This is a genomic window from Pseudoalteromonas sp. MEBiC 03607, from assembly GCF_004792295.1.
Taxonomy (GTDB): domain Bacteria; phylum Pseudomonadota; class Gammaproteobacteria; order Enterobacterales; family Alteromonadaceae; genus Pseudoalteromonas; species Pseudoalteromonas lipolytica_C.
Genome location: NZ_SRRY01000002.1, coordinates 537,552 through 552,813, shown reverse-complemented (window position 1 = coordinate 552,813; position 15,262 = coordinate 537,552). Strand labels below are relative to the sequence as shown.

Annotated in this window: 7 protein-coding genes; 2 read left to right on the top strand and 5 right to left on the bottom strand. The window is 42.6% G+C overall.

What is annotated here, in order from left to right; genetic code table 11:
- Positions 1-31: 31 nt before the first annotated feature.
- Positions 32-3,550 (top strand): ATP-binding protein, encoded by a 3,519-nt coding sequence (locus E5N72_RS19410; RefSeq protein WP_135926745.1) that lies wholly within the window; start codon positions 32-34, stop codon positions 3,548-3,550.
- A gap of 128 nt (positions 3,551-3,678) precedes the next feature.
- A complete protein-coding gene (locus E5N72_RS19405) occupies positions 3,679-5,184 on the top strand; it encodes a DUF2235 domain-containing protein (RefSeq protein WP_135926744.1) in 1,506 nt (501 codons plus the stop codon).
- On the opposite strand, the gene E5N72_RS19400 is transcribed toward E5N72_RS19405, so the two are convergent.
- From E5N72_RS19400 to E5N72_RS19380, 5 genes are all read right to left on the bottom strand, one after another.
- A complete protein-coding gene (locus E5N72_RS19400; RefSeq protein WP_135926743.1) occupies positions 5,181-5,933 on the bottom strand; it encodes a transporter substrate-binding domain-containing protein in 753 nt (250 codons plus the stop codon). The genes E5N72_RS19405 and E5N72_RS19400 overlap by 4 nt on opposite strands.
- Before the next feature lie 561 nt (positions 5,934-6,494).
- Positions 6,495-7,322, bottom strand: a complete 828-nt coding sequence (locus E5N72_RS19395) for a MipA/OmpV family protein (protein ID WP_135926742.1) — start codon at positions 7,320-7,322, stop codon at positions 6,495-6,497.
- 247 nt (positions 7,323-7,569) lie between these two features.
- The gene (locus E5N72_RS19390; RefSeq protein WP_135926741.1) at positions 7,570-10,203 is read right to left on the bottom strand and encodes a glycosyl hydrolase family 18 protein; all 2,634 of its coding nucleotides are present in this window, start codon (positions 10,201-10,203) and stop codon (positions 7,570-7,572) included.
- 65 nt (positions 10,204-10,268) lie between these two features.
- A complete protein-coding gene (locus E5N72_RS19385; protein WP_346763510.1) occupies positions 10,269-11,867 on the bottom strand; it encodes a lytic polysaccharide monooxygenase in 1,599 nt (532 codons plus the stop codon).
- A gap of 61 nt (positions 11,868-11,928) precedes the next feature.
- Positions 11,929-15,093 (bottom strand): glycosyl hydrolase family 18 protein, encoded by a 3,165-nt coding sequence (locus tag E5N72_RS19380; protein ID WP_135926739.1) that lies wholly within the window; start codon positions 15,091-15,093, stop codon positions 11,929-11,931.
- Positions 15,094-15,262 lie beyond the last annotated feature (169 nt).

Here is a 15,262-nt window from a genome sequence, read left to right as displayed (position 1 = left end):
TCGAAAATAACACCTTCCAACTAAGATTAAGATGATGTCATACAACTTTGTGCGTAAAACTTCTCATCAATATTCAGAAAGTCGTCATCAATTTTATTGGGCTTTTTTATTTATTATGACGGTGTTGTGTTTAGCTATTTTTGTATTTGAACAACAATTAGAAAAAGAGCTGACTACTTCGATTAAATCACGTCTTGAGGATTCAAGTAGTACAGTGACCCTTCAAGTCCAAGAAAATATCAGTAAATACAAAAATGACTTACATTTTCTATACTCCACACCGCCTATTGCAGGACTCGCACGAGCAGCGGCAAATAATGGCAATGACCCCCTCGACAACACGACAACTGCACAATGGAGAAAACGACTTGAAACAATCTTTGTTGCTTTCATACAGGCAAACTCTGAGTTTGAGCAATTACGGGTTATCAGTACTCAAGATGCCGGCCAAGAATTGATTCGTGTTGATAGAGCAGCCGGTGGCATCGTCGTAAAAGCGATCAACCAACTACAGAATAAAAGTAGTCGTGATTACTATCAGCAAAGTGCGCAGCTTTCTTTGGGTGATATGTACCTATCTGCCATTACCTTAAACCGTGAATACGGTAAGCTTGAGTTTCCATACAAACCAATGTTGCGACTTGCTTTACCTATTTTTGATGAAAACATGCAACGTTTTGGTTTTATTATAGCCAATGTAAATACCCAAATTCTGTTTAACTCTCTGTCTGAGCTTGTTCAAACTCCTCACAGCTTAATTCTCACAGATAATGAAGGTTACTTTCTTATACATCCAGATCAACGTTTTAACTTTAGCCGAGATCTTGCACCTTCGAATCGCTGGGATACCACTTATCAAACTAATACTGAAAACCTCGGTGGCTTAGTGAGTATTAACGCTACCTATGATAATAATAAAAAGAGTGAAGTGCTCAGTCGCAGAATCCCACTTTCAGGTGATACTGAATCAGGCTTTATAACATCTCATATCTTACTCTCCCATGACGACATTGCAAAAATCCGCCTCGAGCGACGGATCAGTACGTATGTTTTCTTTCTTGGTGTTTCACTATTTTTGCTTTTTATGTTGGTGTTTTTTTATCGAAACCTCAAGCGCAATCAAGAGCTTGCTCAGGCAAGAGCCGTATCATCCGCTATAATTAGTGGCTCTAAAGATGCAATCATTAGCATAAACAACAAAGGGGTTGTTACCAGCTGGAATAAAGCAGCAACAAATTTATTTAGCTTTCAACGAGAGCAAGTACTCGGCACTGACATTAATACACTTAAACTTTTGCCAAATATCGATATACAAAAGGTATGTACCGAGTTAAGAGATAGTCGCAAGCGATATGAAATTGACATTGATTTTACACCTCAGTCACAGACTAGCTGTCACTTAACAGTCGCATTTTCTGCCATTATTAACGAGCATCAACAGCAATGCGGCACAGCAATTATTATTCGAGATAACACTCTCGAAAAAGAAGCTAGTAACAAAATAAAGCAAGCTAACAATGAGCTCGAAGTTAAAGTTGCAAAAAGAACCGCACAACTTGAAAAAGCCAGCCAAGTTAAAAGCGCCTTTATCTCTAATATCAGCCATGAAATGCGTACACCATTAAATGGTATTATTGGTACTCTGAATTTAATTAAACGCGAATCACTTAGTAATCAACAAAGGCATTACTTAGCAATGACTGAGGTAAGTGTGAATAACCTCAACGTGTTGATAAACGATATTCTCGATCTATCTAAAATTGAAGCAGGCAAGTTAGACCTTGATAAAAAAGCGTTTAATCCTATTAAGTTTTTTGAAAGCTTAGCTGGCAGCATGGCCGTTAAAGCACAAGAGAAAAACTTAGAATTTATATTAGACATCGCCGATGTAGAATTTAATTCTATCATCACTGACCCTCATCGCTATTCACAAGTACTAACCAACCTTATTAATAACGCGATTAAGTTTACCAAAACTGGTTATGTTAAGTTTTCAGCATACACCCGTACCATTGATACAAACACCGCCGTATTAACATGTACTATTAAAGACTCTGGCTCAGGTATTCCTGACGAACATCAAAGCAAGTTATTTAATGCATTTACCCAAGCAGATAGCACCATTGCATCACAATATGGCGGTACGGGGCTTGGGCTTTCAATCTGTAAGCAACTTGCCAATTTACTCGATGGCGAGATAAGTTTTGAGTCAATCGAAGGACTAGGTAGTACATTTGAGTTTTCGATTCGCTTAAAAATTAATGACGTTCAAAAATCCCCTAGCAATCAGCGTTTAAGTGGCAAAACATTTGCACTTTTTGTTAAGCACCCAGAGCTCGAAAGTAGCATGGCCAAACTCATAAACGTGTATGGCGGAGAACTATCCAATATTGACATTGAAGACTTTGAACTCACTAAGAGTATGCCTTTCGAAACCCTTATTTTAGAACCCGGAAACCCACTATTAGCTAAGTTAGATAGTTATTGTGAAAATGAATGTTCAAGCTCATTACCATTTAAATTAGTTGTGCTAATAAATCCTACAGAACCCCCCCCTCAGGCAAGATTTTGCTCTTTCACACGACTATCTAAACCAGTGCTTATTTCTGAGTTTTTACTAAAACTCGCCGATGAACGAGTTGCACAAGATCTGAGTGTGCAAAACCAAAAACGTCGAGATAGCGATGCGCAAACACACATTGACGCCAGCGTCGAAGGTGCAAAAGTACTTATAGTCGATGATAACGAGATAAACGCAGCAGTTGCTAAAGGTACTTTGACAAGTCTTTCACTTCGCTTTGAAGTGGCTTCAAACGGTAGACAAGCTGTAGATATTTTGGCAAATACAGATGTAAATGATCCTTTTCACTGTGTGTTGATGGACTGCCAAATGCCCGTATTAAATGGCTATGATGCCGCCACAGAAATTAGGAATGGAGCTGCAGGAGAGCATCATATTAATATACCTATTATTGCTATGACGGCAAATGCAATGTTAGGTGAACGTAATAAATGTCTAAATGCAGGAATGAACGACTACATAACTAAACCCATTAGTGCTGATAAATTAATCATGACAACAGCAAAATGGATATCATCAGTGTTTCCTAAACAGACACACCCGAAGAACAAAGCTCCCGAAAATCAGGCGCAAGTTACCACAGCACCAGAACATAGCGAGCTAATTACCGACGAAAAAATTCATTGGAACAAAGAAGCTGCCCTTGCCCGGTTGATGAATAACGAAGTGCTTCTTAATAAAGTGTGTAAGATGTTCTTAGACAGTTCTAATGAAAAAATAACGCAGTTAATCACAGTAATTAAAGAGCAAGATTATCACGGTATTGCCACAATAAGCCATGCCCTAAAAGGCACCTGTGGTGACGTTGGCGCCACTAAATTACATCAGCATTTTACAGAGTTAGAAGTACTCGCTGCTAGCAAAGGAAATAACCTTAAAGATATCCAACATAAGCTAATCGATATCGAAAAAGATTACGAGGTATTACTCAGCATATTACAAAGGCACACCATAGCGAGAGTAAGTTAATAAATAACGATAAAAAAATACGGGCTTTGTCAGAACAAAGCCCGTATTTTTTTATCGCGCTATGAATTTGTCTTCTAATTTTAATAAATGCTCTGTATGTTATGACAAACCACTAAAGGAATGACGCTATGAACGCTAAAACGCTGATTTTCAACTTTGATGGCACGGGCAGTGAGCCTCGTGATGCAGAACAATTTAGTGCCGCACACTTCAAAGAAGACGCCAGTATCTCAAATATTCTCAAACTTCATTTACTGTTTGGCGGTGCACTTAATAGTGAACCTGAGACCCCCTTCCCGAGCCAGCTTAGTTTTTATTACCAAGGTATAGGTACTCAAGGTAGTCGCTTTAAGCGTTTATTTAACCAGGCCTTAGCTCCTAGAGGTGATGACGTTGCCAGCATTTTAAACCGTGCAATGAATGACTTTAAAAGCTACTACGCTGTAGGTGATAAAGTTTTATTAACCGGTTTTAGCCGCGGTGCGGCTCTTGCGCGGCGCTTTGCAAAATGCCTTGAACCACTGATCAGTGATGACGTATACCTTTGTGTATTTGACACTGTGGCATCAATTGGTTTTTCAAAAGTAACTAAAGCAACCCGCGGTGCAGAGCACGTTATTTTTGAAAACTACACGCTAGCAAGCAATATAAAATCAGCCCTTCATTGCGTGGCTCTTGATGAAAAGCGCCGTGCTTTTGAGCCAACATTAATTAACAAAGCCCCCCATGTTGAAGAAATATGGTTTGCGGGAGCTCATTCAGACGTAGGTGGCGGTTATTATCGTGATGGATTAGCAGATATTTGCTTACGTTATGCCATTGAGTGGTTGATTGAACAAAGTGTCTCACTTAATCTACTGACAAGCGCAGAAATAAACTACAACAGTTTGCTCCCAGCTGAGCATCGCAATTTGATAGCGCAAGATGATGTGACAGTAACCCCAGATCCGCTTGCTCTGAGCCATCAGCAAAATTATTTTTGGTTCAATCCGTTATTCAAGCTTGTAGATCGCGAGTGTTGCGTGTTGGTTGATAACGAACAAAGCGAACACCCACCTACTATTCATTACACGGTTGCAGAACGTATCAATCGCTTAACAAGTTACCGTCCTGAATCACTAAAGAGCCTTAATTATGATGTACTTTACAGTGATGAAACTCGTTTAAGTTTTACAGGATTAAGCCCACATATTGCACTTGATAAACAAAATATGACGGTACTTAGCATAGATGAAAGTAAAGATGTATTTGTGTATGGCGCCGAAAAGTACAATCATACAGGCTTAATGTTAGAGCAAGGTGGTACCTATCGATTCACTCCCTACCCAAAACAAATTTGGTATGACGATGGTATCAGCTGTGGGCCCGGCGGTTGGCATCGCGACAATATTCAACTTGGAGTGAAAGAAATTCCAATGGCAGTGCTTGAACCATTTAGACGTTTGCCACACGCACAATGGTTTGCGCTGATTGGCGCAATAGACAACAACGACGAAAACTTGTTTGAGATTGCCGAAGGTGCCGATATTCGAATTGCAAAATCGGGTGAGTTTTGCCCTTTTGCCAACGACCTAAACCGCTTTTATGGTGCAAACGCGGGCCGCATAAAACTTCGTGTTACGCGTTTAGGTTAATTTGTAACATAGCGAGCGATAATTTCTTTTATCGCTTGCTTATTCGACACAATTGCTTGGCTAATCGCAGCCCTTTCATTAGCATCCAAAGTTACTTTACTCAGCATCAAATACACATCGTTATTGTGTATTATATAGGGGTGAAGGGCGATACCACTGTGTTGATTATTTTGAATTAAATAAAGCCCTGCTAATTCGTCATCAATAAAAAAATCAACCCGCTTAGCGCTAAGCATAGCAACGCGCTGACGTAACGAAGGGACAGTGATCAGCTGCGATTTATATTTTTCCACAGTACTAAAGTGTGAAAATTCGGGGCCATAATAACTACCGCTGTTTGATAAGATAATTTGTTGTTGTTCAAGCAAGCCTTGCAGATCAAGCTTTTCTAAAAATGGTTTCGGATACCAAAATAACCGCATGACTTCTAGACGATAAGGCTCTGAAAAATAACTAAATGCATCTCGTTCTTTGCTATAACTCGCCGCAGGCAACAGATCAACATTGCCATGCTTTAGTTCAGCAAAGCCCCGTTTTGACGAAGGCATAATGACGTATTTAGCGCAAAACCCAGCTTCTTTAAGTACTAAGTTAACCACATCTATATCAATACCTGTGAGCTTTCCATTTTGCGTAAAAGTATACGGCGCCCACTGCTGACTAATTCCCACTTTTAAGGTTTTATCGCAGCTAAAAGCCGAGTTGCTTACTACAGCAACAACAAGTAAAAACAGCGCTTTTAACCCCATCAACCCACCTTAGCTTAACTACCTACAGACCGCTTTATTCAAGTATGGTTGATAATACCTGAAAGACCAGTGTATAAAATAAGAAAGGGAAAGTTACTAGTTTCAAGATTAGAGCATGTAGTAGCGATTTTATATCGCGTTTTATGTTGTTTTTCTTGTCTCGCAAATCGCGTTAATCTTCGCGGTATAAAGCCTCTGCTACGTGGGTGTAGTGCAGAAGCTCTCCTGCTGTGTCTATGAATAGCAAGGGCTTCATCCGACAGGCTGCGATGAGCATGAAGTAAACATAAAACCACTTCTTGTAAAGTGTTAGCTGTGTTTATTAAAGCCGAACCAAGGTTTCTATTTCGGGGTTTATTTTGCTAATAATTAGGTGTTGTTTTTAATCGAAACAGTTGGCTACACTTTTTACGATTTTAAGTTAGCCTTAGGTAGTGTAAAAAGATTATGTGAACGCAATGAATGGTCATTTCATTGCGCTCAGAGGGTGGCAATATGGCTTAGCATTTACCAAGGTAAGCTGTTGGTTTACCTAGTTCAGTTAATAAATATGTGGTTAAACTAAAACTTATAAATAACCCCAAGGCCCACTTCAGCTTCGTAATCACTGCGTGCTATAGGGCTATCTCTGACTTCACTACTAAAATACTCGAATAACGCTTCACCATAGATTTGCCAATCACTGTTGAGATTTTGTCGATAATTATAATCAATACCAAACGAGCGCAATCCACCACTTAAATTTGTTTCTTCTAGGCCTGATGACGCTGATTGCATAGCATCAACACCAAAGCCATTATTGGCGTATTCGCTGTCGTGTACTACAAACACAAGATTGATTTCAGAGCCTGTGCCGTCCGTTTGCTCACCGAATCGACGTCCAACACCAAATAAGGCTAAATTGCCGTTTTCACTGGCAACGAAACGACTAACTAACCAATAACGCCAATCTTGGGTAAATGAGCGGCGAGCTTGTAAAACTAGTTCATACCCTTCTTCTTGATTACCAAGGCCATCTAATCTGCCATCGTCAGAATCACTTTCTTCTCGACCTTCTTCAAATCCAATCAAAGCATCTAGCAGCCATTGATCATTAAGTAATCCTCGCCAGCCAAATGCTTCTCCTGCAAAGTAATAAATATTATCACCACTGCGCCATTGCACGGCACCGGCTGGCTGTGCTTCCAGTCCAAATTCATCAGATCCTTCGTAAGCAGATTCATATTCTAACCCCACACCTAAGCCAAATGCCCAGCCATCTTCACCTTTGGTGAAATCATCAATAGATGGAAGGGGAACTAAAACTGTCTTATCTTCTTGAGCTAATGCTGTGTTATTAAAGGTAGTGTGTATAAACAATAAAACGGCTAAATATATAAATTTTTTCATGGTACTTATTCTGTTTATTAAAAGGGTTGTTACATAAACAATTTTACGAATTCGCTTAGGATATGGTTCATAACTACTTTTGTATTTTTTCTTCTAACCCGGCAGCAAACTCGTAGCAGCACATTTACACCCCGTCATTAGCTCTTTTATCGCATCTCGCTAATTGCTACCCACAAAAAAGCAGCCATAAGGCTGCTTTGAAGGGAAATCACATTTTAATGATGGGCATTAAATGTGGTTATTACACTTAAAGTGCTTTCCATACATCCGCGACACCTGGCTCGTCTCCTTGAGTCCACCATTTCGCTTCGTATTTATTGCCTTGGTGAGTGACTTGGTCGCCACCGTTGTAGATACCCGCCGCTTGCCACACAACATCACCATTACCGTCGGTTGGTTGTGAACTTGCTTCCCATGGGCCACCTAAATCAGGGCGGTCACCTTGTGTCCACCACTTAGCTGTGTACTCTATGCCGTTGTAAGTTACTTTATCACCACCTACATAGATTGCAGTATCACTCCAGCTGGTTTCACCATCTGGCGGAGTTGTTGTGTCAGAATCTGTCACGGTGACATTAAAGCTCACTGCTGTTGCAGTTTGACCATCACTTACCGAAACCGATACAACATAACTAGTATCAGCATCAACGCTGCCCGCTTGTAAACTCACATCAGCACCAGAGCCTACTAACGTTAAGCCGGCTGGCACACTCCAGCTGTATGAAAGCGCATCGCCATCAGCATCAGATGCCGAAACCGCCACGTCCACACTCGCGTCTTCTGCCACTGTTTTATCAGTAATTGCCGCAACCACTGGTGCTTGGTTCTCGCCTGTCGTTGGTGCTACCACATTCACTGTAACGTTACGGCTTACACTTGCCTCGCCATCGCTCACACTCACAGCAACCGAGTATTGCGTATCAGCAGTCACTGATGGCGCTGTGATTACAAGGGTATTTGAATTTTCACCGGTTACTGTTAACGCACTGTCAGCTGTCCAGCTAAAGCTTAGCGGATCGTTATCAGCGTCAGTTGCCGATGCACTAACAGATACACTTTCGCCCGCATTAACAGATACGGTGCTTGATACAGATAGCACGGGCGCTCTATTGCTAGGCTCAGTGACGGTACCACCTAAACCCTCATGCATTGCATTAAGAATATCGCCATTATCTGCGTCAATTTCCCATGCAAACAGACCACCTAGATTATATTGATTAACATAAGCACCTTTTGCCAAAACTGATCGACGGTTATCGTATGTAATTAATTTACCGTTACTACGGTTCCATACATAAGCGGCTTCGGCTTGTTCGTCATAACCTGTTTCAAAACCATTTATGCCATTTTCTGCAGCGCCCAGCATGTAGGTTTTAATGCCTTTATAATCGATAACACCATCTTCCCATACACCTTGCGCTGTAGTGCCTTTTAGTTTGCCATTACCGGGGGCTGTCATTGGGTTATCAGCGATAGTCGCGTTTTCTGGATAAACGCCTTCCCAACCACGACCATACATAGCAGTACCTACCACGATTTTCTTCGACGGTACGTTTTGCGCAAGTAGATTTTGCACTGCGTTATCGGTTGTGTAAGCAGGGCCTTTATATGGAACGCCTTCTTCATCAACACCCGTGCCATCACACTGACCAACACGGAAATGCGATGAACAATAAAGCGCAGCCTGATGGCCCGTTACATTGCTCCATGCACCATAATAGTCGTAGCTCATTAAGAAAATGTAATCCATATATTGTTGAGCTTGTGAGTAGTCTACATCTTCAATTTTGTCGTAACCTGCACCAATCGCTGATGTTAACTCATACTCACGGCCTGTCTCGGCTTCAAGCTTATCAAGCATCGCGCGCAGCTCTTGCATTAGCGCTACGTATGCTGGGCCGTCAGCAACTGGGTCGCCTAAGTTTGGATTAGCACCCTGACCACCCGGGTATTCCCAGTCAATATCAACACCGTCGTAGAACTTCCACGTTCTTAAAAACTCTTCCATTGATGCCACAAACGTGTCGCGATTGGCTTTATCGGTAAAGTAAGCAAATGGATCTGATAAAGTCCAACCACCTACTGATGGTAAAATTTTCAGATCAGGATAACGCTGCTTTAACGCCATTAACTGCGAATACGTACCACGAATTGGATCATTACTATCAACACCTGGTAGCGCTTTTTGAATCGCAGCCCATGGGTCGTGGATCACCACTTCAAAATCTTGTGAGCCTGCACAGGCAGTATTTAGCGCGTTTTTAGGCCCACCTGTTAACGAGTCATTAGGTCCACAAATTGGAATAAATCCATACAAGATATGACTGAGGTTTTGCGCTGGAATATTGGTTACATCATAGTCACGGCCATAAATACCCCACTCAACAAAGTAGGCACCGGTTACAAGACCGTCTTTGGTGCCAATATCTTGGTTGTTTGGATCATAATCCATCGGTAATGGCGCTAAGTGACCGCCATCTGTATCGGCAATAACAATTGGCTTACCTTCACTGCGAGCACAGGTAGTACCGCCTTCACATAGTTCTAAATATAATGTGTGACGACCGGCTTTATCATACGGGAAGCTAATAACACCACTTTTGGTGCCTGCTGCAAGTGACCCTTCATTAACCAGCATATCATCGAAATACACTTTGTAGCTGTCGCCGCCATCCCCACTCCATGCGTTCCATTCAATGCTGATGGTGACTTCATCTACACGGTTCACCAAGCTCTTATATGAACCTGTACCCTCAAGATCAACCTCAACAAATGAGTATTCTTGTGGCTCCCAAATAATGGTTGGTGTTGAAGGTGCTGCATTCGCTGCACTTGCAAAGAGTGCAACACCAATGGCTGCAGTTAATTGTTTTATATTCATGATTCTCTCTTATCTGTTTTTATATAGCGTTACGCTGTTATTGATAAAGTTTGAACTACAAAACTTTAGATTTCTGTCCATACTTGGCTGGCACCCGGTACATCTCCTTGGGTCCACCACTGCGCTCGATAGCGCTGTCCTTGATAGGTTACTTCGTCGCCGCCTTGATAGGCTTTGCCGCTGTTCCACTCGATTGATGCACTGCCAGATTCAAGCTGCCATGCATCACTACTGTCTGGTTGTGCGCCTTGGTTCCACCATTTCGCACTGTAGATTCCGCCGTTAAAACTCACTTTATCGCCCGTGTTGTATTGGCTTGTGCTATTCCAAACAGGCACGCTCGGATCAACAGGGTCAGGGTCGATTACAGTGCTATTAAGTACAGTCACGTTAAAACTTACTTGGCTTGTAAGCTCGCCATCTGACACCGATACACTCACTGTGTAACTTGCATCAGCATCCACAGCAGGGGCAGTTAGCGTGATGTTGGCATCGCTGCCCGTAAAGCTCAGTGGTGCAGGAATATCCCAGCTATAAGTTAATGTGCTTTGTTGATCATCAAAGGCGTGCAGGTGTATCGCGGTGCTGCTGCCTTCTTCGACTTGAAGGTCATCTGGTTGATGAATAATCGGCGCGGTATTGTCAGGTGCAGCTTGTACGCTTAATGCAAAGCTGTAATTTGTATTCGTTGTAAAGACTTGATTTATCAATAAATCTGTAGCATCAAAGGCAATATCTCCAGCGCTATTTTGCACGCCAATATTAACTAAGTGCGCGTAATTAAGGTTTAACAGCGCTGCAAATTCAGCCTGCCAATTAGCTTGATTATCAGTTGTGATCTGCATTTGTTGAGTAAGTAACTCTTGACCATTTTCATCAAATAACCGCGCTGACACACTACCGCCAACCTCGCCGTTTTGTCCTTGACGAACAAAGTAGCTGATTGCTGTCCAATCGCTTGGCTCTGTCGGGGTCGCATCGTTGACAATATTAATATCGCTACAGTTGTAGAAGCCTTCGCCACCGGCATCATCTCGTTGCCAGCGCGTGTATAAAATGGCATCGCCACTGCGTCCTTGTGGAATCGATACGCTCATTTCATAGTAACGGTCGTTGTTAGCGTCAATACTAAAATCAACATTGCCGTACTCTTCAACAAGCTCTAGGTCATCCCACGTAAGCACTTGAGTCGCACTATCAAAGCCCGGTTTTGTTAAATAAAACTGCCAGAAACTTGGGTTATGCGGCGTACTCGCTAAAAAGCGCACTAAAATATCGCCATTTGTATTAGGAATAACCTCACTGCGTTGCCAATGCGCTGAAGGTAAATCCATACCGCGTTTTTCTGGGTCGCCTGCTGCACATAATCGGCCATCAGGTACACTTTGTTTTACTGCATCAAGGTTTGTGTATTCAATGGTATTAGCTGAAAATTCAATGTCTTGTACAAATTGCACATGCCCTGCTTCAACAAACGCTGCACGACAAGCAAGGTTAGGGATCCCCGTGCCATCAGCAGGCCACCAGTAACCGCCATCGGCATTACAAAATGCTTGGCGCGCCTTCGGGCTTTCTAAGAATCCGTGGGCATTCACATGGCTTGATGCACAGGCAAGCAGCATGCTGGTTGCCACTGCCGATAAAGACAATGCCTTTGATTTCATTACTTTCATTGTTGTTCTCGCTGTAGAAATGCGGAGCAAAGTGCTTGCTCCGCTTAGTTGGTTAAAGCGTGCAACTCACCGTCCAGTCAGCCGATGTGCCTGGCTCTGTGCTCGTCCACCACTTTGCTTCGTAAATCACGTTGTTGTGATTCATTAGGTCGCCGCCAACAGCATGGCTTGGGTTACCAGCCCAGTCAGTTTGCGGCCAATTTGGATACACAGGGATGCTTGCTACATCAACACCATTACAGCTTCCCTCGCCACCCGTATCACCACCGGTATCACCGCCAGTATCACCACTGCCTGCAGTGCCATCTGGTAGCATTGGGTATTCGTATTTAAAAGCGTAAGTTTTGCCATTTTTCTCAATAGTGAAATTAGTTGGCCCCGTAATTGGCATGTAGTACATAACTTGTGCCTCAACGGTTTCACCTGTGTTAAATGACTTTTCGATACCGCCCCACTCATTCACTAAGGTGATTGAAAAACGATGAAACTCATTTTCAAAGCCGCCGATATTATCGCCAGCCGCATTAGAACCATTCGCTTCAACAGCCATACCGAGCTTTTCTTGTGCATTCCAATTTGATTTGAAAATTGCAGAGGTAGAAACGGGCACATCAAAGCTGATTTTTGCGCCGCTTAAGTCGATATCTGAGTTATTGGTGAATGCGAATGTAGGTGAAATCGGGTAGTTATCATCACCAATTGGGAAGTCTTTCACCGTAAAGCTTACGTCAACCGCTTCGCTTGGAATGGTAAAATCGACATTACCTTGATGAGTGTTGTAAGCCACACCACTTTGGTTAAATTTATCGTAAGCAAGTGTGGTTAAGCTTGAGCCCATGAAATACTCACCTTTCGCTGAGTCATAATCATAGTCACCGGCAAGCTCCCAAAACATGATGCCGCCAAGGCCATTGTTGATAACATAATCAACTTTGGTTGCCATTGATTGCTCATCTTCAATTGATAAGAAAACCTTTTTCTCTGCATTCCAAAGCCATGGAGCAACCGCCACATCATCGTAGTAACGTGTGTAAGTACCCGTTAATACATCATCTGCATCGGTTTCTGGCGTTAGACCATAGATTTCAAGGTAAGATGGATTAATACCATTTTCGAGGTTTTTCGCATGCCATAGCGGGTTTGAACCAGCTGGCATTTCTTCACCAACATCGTTCTTATCGTGCCATAGATTATCGATGCCAAGTGCGCCATTACCGCATTGGTTTTTCTCACCAACGCCGGTTCCTTTAGCACATTTTGATTGATCGGGTAGCGCTGCTTGGCCCCATAAACCATTGGTACCACCCGACACATCTTTAAAGCCACGGGTGTAATATGGAATACCAATATTGATTCGACCTGCAGAGACCGCACCGCGGAAATAACGTACTGCCCAATCCGTATTTAAATAACCAATTCCTTCAAACTCTGCAGTGGTATAAACGCCCCATTGCGCTAATTCAGAATCAAGGCCAGTATCAAACAAGGCTGCGTTGTGGCCTACATGTGAATTCCATGCACCATGTAAGTCATAAGACATAATGTTAACGTAGTCGAGATACTTCACGCTTTGGAATGTTTCCATGCCACGTAATAAGTAACCTGAAGATGGCGAAGCAATCGTTAATAAGTAATGCTTACCTGCCTTTTCACCTGCAATATCAAGTTCTTCACGAAGTTTTTGCATCAATACACGATACGATGCATTAAGGCCTGCACGACGTGCATTAGAGATAGGAAAATCATCAGGGTGGCCTGAGTCATTCATTGACGATGGGTATTCATAATCAATATCGACACCATCAAAGCCGTAGGTTTCAATAAATTCAACGGCGCTTTTCGCAAAAGCATCAATCCCCGCTTGGTTCACTGAGCCATCAGCATTGGTTGTCATCGTGTAGAAACCACCGCTATTTACGCGAGTACCGTCTTCACCAAAATAACCGCCAGTTTCAGCCCAACCACCTACAGAGATTAAGGTTTTTACATCTGGGTGTTGTTTTTTAAATTTATTGAGTAAGTTAAAGTGACCTGTGTAACTAAAGCTTGGATCCATTTCAGCGCCTGTAACGCCCGGCCAAGTCATGTTTGTCGCAGGGTTGCCAACTGCATTTGGATCACCAATCGAGACCTTGTTATTACCATCAACATGCGCAAAGGCATAGTTGATATGGGTGATCTTGTCCCAAGGAATATCATTCACTAAGTAGCTTGGCTGACCATTGGCACCATTTCGCCAACTCGTAAAATAGCCAATAACTCGGCGTGGATGATCGGCGCCCATTTTCTCACGGCCATTTTCATCATACACGCTACAGTATGGGGTATTCACACCCGGTGTTTGGTATAAGCCTTGCGGTTTACAATCGCTACCAGGTTCTGTAGCTTCAACAACATTCACAACTTTGCTTTGTGTACCCGTCGCGCCTTCGTTATCTGTCACCGTTAAGGTAAATGAAAATTGCCCAAGTGCTGGAGCCTGCCACGTATAACTTGAAGAAGCGGCACTGGCTTGATGAACTTCAGTGCTGTTTTCAGTTAACGATAACGCAGTTACTTGGCCATCGCTATCAGTGCCAGAAAGCGCAAACACCACACTGTCACCCACCGTTACTTGTGATGGTAGTGAGCTAAATTCAATGCTCGCCACGGGCGCTTGGTTAACCGGCTCTACGTCATCAGACACACTCACTGAATGTGCAACCGCTGTAGAGGTTAGCCCTAAATCATCCGTTGCGACCGCACTTATCACATGGCTGCCTTGCGTTGCTTGCCAGCTCGCTGAATAAGGTGCACTTGTCACAACACTCAGCGATGTACCATCAACAAAAAACTCAACACTTGCCACGCTACCATCAGGATCAGTGGCGATTGCATTTATGACAACGCTGTCACCACTAGTAAATAAAGAACCTTCTACTGGTGTTAAGCTACTAATTTGAGGCGCTTGATTTTCACTGACAACGCTGTCACAAGCACCCAATAAACGCCACTCTTGATCGATACCAGAGGTCTCCACAGGATTGGTTTGCGTCCACCACTTCGCTTCATAAGCGCTACCTTGTGCTTGAATCTGATCACCACCAACATGAGTTTGCCCTTGTTGCCACACTTCTAAGTTGCTGCAATCAATCGCAGCCTGTGCTGTAAAGCCGTATAAACCTAGCGACAGCGCACTCAGTTTAAAGGCATTTTTTATTAATTTATGCGAGCTCATTCGCTCCCTCCGCCCAAAGTTTTTATAACATTTATTTTACAAATACAACTTTAAAGTAACACAAAGCACTATTACGTCAAGCTCAAAATTACCCATAAACGGTAAATTACCAGTTATTTTTTATGTGTAATTTAATGAAAAACACTAAAAAAGAATTAATTATTTATAT

Excerpts from the sequence above, each read along its gene's own strand:
- E5N72_RS19395 (WP_135926742.1), bottom strand. The coding sequence starts at position 7,322 with ATGAAAAAATTTATATATTTAGCCGTTTTATTGTTTATACACACTACC.
- E5N72_RS19400 (WP_135926743.1), bottom strand. The coding sequence starts at position 5,933 with ATGGGGTTAAAAGCGCTGTTTTTACTTGTTGTTGCTGTAGTAAGCAAC.
- E5N72_RS19410 (WP_135926745.1), top strand. The coding sequence starts at position 32 with ATGATGTCATACAACTTTGTGCGTAAAACTTCTCATCAATATTCAGAA.
- E5N72_RS19405 (WP_135926744.1), top strand. The coding sequence starts at position 3,679 with ATGAACGCTAAAACGCTGATTTTCAACTTTGATGGCACGGGCAGTGAG.
- E5N72_RS19380 (WP_135926739.1), bottom strand. The coding sequence starts at position 15,093 with ATGAGCTCGCATAAATTAATAAAAAATGCCTTTAAACTGAGTGCGCTG.
- E5N72_RS19385 (WP_346763510.1), bottom strand. The coding sequence starts at position 11,867 with ATGAAATCAAAGGCATTGTCTTTATCGGCAGTGGCAACCAGCATGCTG.
- E5N72_RS19390 (WP_135926741.1), bottom strand. The coding sequence starts at position 10,203 with ATGAATATAAAACAATTAACTGCAGCCATTGGTGTTGCACTCTTTGCA.